This is a genomic window from Bordetella petrii, from assembly GCF_020991325.1.
Lineage (GTDB): Bacteria > Pseudomonadota > Gammaproteobacteria > Burkholderiales > Burkholderiaceae_B > Bordetella_A > Bordetella_A petrii_E.
On the sequence record NZ_JAJMLX010000381.1, the window covers coordinates 1 to 3,446 of the forward strand.

Consider the following 3,446-nt stretch of genomic DNA (forward strand, 5'->3'; position numbering starts at 1 on the left):
GCAGGCGGCGGGCCGGTCGGCGCCGGGCAAGGCCGCGGGCGCCGGCCACACATCGGGCGAGGTGGTCCACAGGAAGAAGTAGGCAAACAGCAGGGCGCTGAAGATGCTGGCGCATACGATGACCAGCATGGCCATGGCCCACCACGAATGCGAGCCCGGCCCGGCGCAGTACACCGGCAGGCGCAGCCCGCCGCCGATATCGACGGGGTCGCGCGTGGCGCCGGGGTCCGAGCCCCACATCCAGCGCAGCATCATCACGATGGCCAGCAGCCCGAACAGGGCGGCCAGGGTCGTCATTTTCACCGTCAGCAGCAGGAAGAAACCCGCCGTGCCCAGAGCGGCTAGCACGGGCGCCCAGCCGGGGCCCGGCAACTGCAGCACGTATTGCGGCCGCGCCTCGATGGCGCTGGTCACCAGCGTGCTGCGCCCGCCAGTGGGAGCGCCTGGCAGGTAATAGTGCCCGGCCTCGACATCGGCGGCCAGGCCGGGTTGGTCCCACAAGGGCTCGCGGCTGGCGACCACCGGCACGCTGCGCGGCCCGGCCACACCGGCGGGCAGCCATTCCAGGGTGCCCGCCTGCCACACATTACCGGCATTGCCGGCAACCGAAGGGCGCAGATTGCGCGCCAGGTCTGCCAGAAATACCAGCACGCCCGCGGCGATCAGGTAGGCGCCCGCCGTGGACACCATATTCAGCGCACCCCAGCCATAGCTGTCGGCATAGGTGTACACCCGGCGGGGCATGCCGGCCAGGCCCACCATGTGCATGGGGAAGAAGGCGACGTTGACGCCCGTGAACATCAGCCAGAATGTCCAGCGTCCCAGGCGTTCGGACATGGGGCGAGCGCTGACGGCCGGCATCCAGTAGTAAAACGCCCCGAACAGTGGAAACACCATGCCGCCCACCAGCACATAGTGCAGATGCGCCACGATGAAATAGCTGTCATGCGCCTGCCAATCGAAGGGAATCACGGCCACCATCACGCCGGTCAGGCCTCCCAGCACGAAAATGAAAAAGAACCCCAGGATGAACAGCATGGGCGTTTGAATGGGCCGCAGGCGCGGGGCCAGGGCGATGGTGGCGATCCAGGCGAAGATCTGCACGCCCGTGGGGATGGCCACCGCCATGCTGGCGGCCGAGGCAAAGCTCAGCGACAACTGCGGGATGCCCGTGGCGAACATATGGTGCACCCACAGGCCGAAGCTGAGGAAGCTGGTGGCCACCACGGCCATTACCACCATCCTGTATCCCACCAGGGGCCGCCCCGTCATGGCGGGAATGATCATCGACACCATGCCGGCCGCAGGCAGGAAGATGATGTAGACCTCGGGGTGGCCGAACAGCCAGAACAGGTGCTGCCACAGCAAGGGGTCGCCGCCTTTGCCGGCAATGAAGAATGGCAGGCCGAAGGCTCGTTCCAGTTCCAGCAGCAAGGTGGCCACGATGATCGCGGGAAAGGCCACGATCACCATGCCCGAGAACGCCAGCATGATCCAGGCAAAGATCGGCATTCTGTCCAGGGTCATGCCCGGCGCACGGGTGCGCAGAATGCCGATGGCCAGCTCGATGGCGCCCGCGATGGCCGAGATCTCGATGAAACCGATGCCCAGCAGCCACAGGTCGGCATTCAGCGCGGGAGAATACGCCGAACTGGTCAGGGGCGGGTACATGAACCATCCGCCGTCGGGCGCCATGCCAGTGAAAATGCTGCAGAAGAACACCAGGCCGCCGATGGCATAGGCCCAATAGGCATACGACGACAGCCGCGGAAACGGCAGATCGCGCGCACCCAGCATATTGGGCAGCAACAGCACCGCCATGGCTTCCACCGCCGGCACCGCGAACAAGAACATCATCACCGTGCCATGCATGGTGAACAGCTGGTTGTACAGGGCATGGCCGATCAGGTCGTTGTCGGGCACGGCCAGTTGCGCGCGCATCAGCAATGCCAGAATGCCCGCCAGCAGGAAAAACAGCAGCGCCGTGCCGATGTACAGCAGCCCGATGTAGTTGTTGTTCACGACGGTAATGGCGCGCCAGCCCGTGGGCCGCCGCCAGATGCGTTCCAGGCGTTCCCGTTCGCCGTCGGGGCGCGGCAATGGGTTCGGCAGCATGCCGGGCTTCATTGCAGGTTTTCCAGGTAGCGCGCCACGGCGCGTAGTTGCGTGCCCGACAACTGGTTGAACGCAGGCATGCCATTGCCGGGCTTGATGTGCTGGCTGCCGGCGATCCAGCCCGCCAGTGTGCCCACATTGTTCGGCAGCACTCCCGAAGCCAGTGACAGGCGGCTGCCCACGTGCGTCAGGTCGGGGCCCTGGCGGCCGGCGGCCCGCGTGCCGCGCACTGTATGGCACTGCGCACAGGCCTGCAAGAATATTTGCTGCCCCTGGCGCAGTTGCGGCGCAGCAACGGGGGGCGCCGCGCCGGGTTGTTGCTGCGCCTGCTGCCAGGCCTGGAATGCCGGGGCGGACAGGGCCTGCACGTCGAACATCATCTTGGCGTGCTGGGCGCCGCAGAATTCGGCGCACTGGCCGCGGTAGCGGCCAGCGACATCAGCCTGGATGCGCAGGCGATTGATGCGTCCCGGCACCATGTCCAGCTTGCCGGCCAGATTGGGCACCCAGAAGCTGTGCACCACGTTTTCCGATCCCAGCAGCAGATCCACGGGCTGGCCGACCGGGATGCGTATTTCGTTGGCGGTTTCGAACAACACGTGCCCGTCTTGATCCAGATAGCGCACCCGCCACCACCACATTTCGCCCATGATCTCGATGCGCGCCGCCGCGGGAGGCTCGCTGCGCAGCATGGCGGCCGCGAGGCCCAGGCTGTAGACCAGCAGGGCCGACAGCACCACCACCGGGAAGACGATGCCGGCGCCCATGACCATGGCGTGGCCGGACACGCGCCGGCGCCAGGCCGGAGGGCCGTACAGCGCCACGGCCAGCGCGATCAGGACCAGCAGGAAGATCAACGCGCCGCCGGCGAACAGGGCCCAGGCAGCTTCCGCAGCGAAGGCCGCCCGCCCGCCTGCGGGATGCAGCGCCGACTGGCGATCCGCCCAGATCGTCGGCAGTACGGCTAAGGCAGCGGCGGCGCTGAAGTCGGGCATAGGAATATGAGCGGGCGGGCAAGGGCGAAGGCGGATCGCCGCCATGCAAAGCACGCGCCATGCCCGGCGTCGGCAAGCCAGCCTGCGCCTGACAGCATCCTGAACATAACGGGAAATATTTACACACCACCGGCCTTTTTTGCTGCAAATGCCGTGCCTGGGCGAGTGCCGCCACGGGCTGGCGCGAGCGGGCAAAGAACTTGCTTGAGAGGCTTGCAAGAAGGGGATCACCATGCATAGCACCATCTCTGCAAGGCCGCGCAGCGTTCGGGAGCGCACGGCACCTGGGCCGGCGCGCGGCCGCGCCTGGCTGGGCGCCGGGCTGGTGGCCATGCT

2 protein-coding genes are annotated in these 3,446 nt (G+C 66.8%); both read right to left on the minus strand.

Translation table 11 applies throughout. The features are described 5' to 3' along the window. The coding region (locus tag LPZ50_RS23250) for a cbb3-type cytochrome c oxidase subunit I (RefSeq protein WP_230665229.1) at positions 1-2,127 on the minus strand (2,127 nt) is incomplete at its 3' end. Continuing rightward, on the minus strand, positions 2,124-3,110 hold the full coding sequence (locus tag LPZ50_RS23255) for a c-type cytochrome (RefSeq protein ID WP_230665230.1): 987 nt from the start codon (positions 3,108-3,110) through the stop codon (positions 2,124-2,126). The genes LPZ50_RS23255 and LPZ50_RS23250, both read right to left, overlap by 4 nt. Positions 3,111-3,446: the final 336 nt, after the last annotated feature.